Source organism: Paenibacillus piri (assembly GCF_004354045.1).
In the GTDB taxonomy this organism is placed as follows: domain Bacteria; phylum Bacillota; class Bacilli; order Paenibacillales; family NBRC-103111; genus Paenibacillus_S; species Paenibacillus_S piri.
The window spans coordinates 1-1,839 of record NZ_SMRT01000049.1; the positions used below are offsets into that span (position 1 = coordinate 1).

1 protein-coding gene is annotated in these 1,839 nt (G+C 48.7%); it reads right to left on the bottom strand.

Annotated elements, in window-relative coordinates; genetic code table 11:
* Window positions 1-1,095: IS110 family RNA-guided transposase (locus E1757_RS35495; protein ID WP_133237151.1), on the bottom strand; the 1,095-nt coding region annotated here is incomplete at its 3' end.
* Window positions 1,096-1,839 lie beyond the last annotated feature (744 nt).

Below are 1,839 nucleotides of genomic sequence, written 5' to 3' on the forward strand. Positions count from 1 at the left end.
GTCTCTGTACTCGGCATCGTGTTTTCGCACCGAATCAGCAGCTTGAACCAGATAGTAGCGCAAGTATTTGTTACCGGTGCGCATACGGGATGTTTCCTCGGCTTCAAATTCACCGGACTGGTTCTGGTTCCAGACAAGGCCGGCATACTTTGCCAAGTCGCTATGGTCATGGAAGCGGTCGATGCCGCCGATCTCAGCAAGGATGCCCGCCGCGAAAACAGGGCCAATTCCTTTGACCGATGTCAAGGTCTGAGGGATGCCCTTCATAATCTTGGCGATCTCTTTATCCAGCTTCAATACTTCGGACTCCAGATGGTTAATTACACTGAGTGTCGTAGCTAGCGAGATGTTCACGGGATCTTGCATGGTCTTATCCAGACGGTAAGAGGAGCGAGCAAGCTTTTGAAGATAAGTAGCAATCTCCTCTGTGTTCTTAAAGCGGTTCTTTCCTTTATCGTTAAGAAACTCAACCAGTTCTTGTATCGACATGTTAGCAACTTGCTCGGGCTCTAACTCTTGAATCACCGCTAGGCTTGTACTGCCGAATGTATTGGAAAATGGATTATCCTGGCGCATGCCGCTGAACTTCAAAAAGACCTGATTTAAGAAATAGGTCTTGTCCCTTTTAATGTTCTTCATTAAATAAAATCGAGTACGGGTAAGGCGCTGCAAAGCTTCAAATTGGATGATGTCTTTCATCTCATGGGGCAGTCGTCCAAATCGCAGATGGTCTGCAATAACCCAGGCATCGATGCGGTCGTTCTTGGGAAGCGAGTCGTATCCCTTCTTGAAACGAGCCACCTTTCTTGCATTTAAGACGAACACTTGGGACATAACCTTTGGTTCATAGGATTGYAACTCGCTCTTTAAATAATGAGCCAGATGCCAGCCTAAATTAGAGGTCGCCTCCATCCCGATACGAAGATGCTGAAGCTCTTCCTTTGTCGCGGTGTCCAGCATCTTTTTCATCAGGGTGTCAGCCCCGGTTTGATCATTGGACACGGAAAAGGAGGCCAGTTCTCTTCCGGCTCCATCCATGAACTGTACATGGTGGGAGCGTAAGCTTACGTCTATACCAATCAGCATTGGTGACATGGAATCACCTCCTGTGCAGAAGTAATCAAGCTAATTTCAGACCTGGGCGCCTGTGGAAACCACCGACTTCAGCCTCGTCATTAGCACTCATCTGCATCGCTCGACAATTACGGGTGCTACTCCCCAAGCGATTGCAGCGGCGCAACCAGCGGTTAGAACATGAGTGATGGGTCACAGGTAACAGGCTATCTGAGCAGTACCTTTCGGTCCGCAAGGAGGGGAAGAAATCTCCTGAAAAAAGCTTGTCGACCCCATTGTTCCACAGGCAGGTCTGAGTTGTAAAGAAGCGAACGCTGGCAATGCAGATATCCCGCATCYGATCGCTTCAGCTATTCAGTTGTGAATAATGTGCATGACAAAGCAACAGTAATGGGTTAACCCATTCTGACGATGTAACACAATGATGGATATGTTTCATTGAGCTTCCCGGTTTCCTCATCCAATGAGGGGTAAAACGGGGTGAAACAAAACCATGTGGACGAGGAAACCGGGGCTTTCTCCAAGTGAAGGTGGGGCTCTCTGATCGTCCGGATCGATTGGAGTGGAAGGAAGAAGGCTTCGCTTCCCCGACTTCCGTTCCTCGCCCTTCGGGCTGCGGTACGGGTTCGGCTACGCCCACATCCCCCATCAAGTAGAGGTGCCACCATCACTTATATATTGGAAATTCATTTAGGCTCTTTCCCGTTGTCCGGATCAACTGGAAATTCGCTCAAAATGAGCTTCTAAACTGATTATACGAGGAGG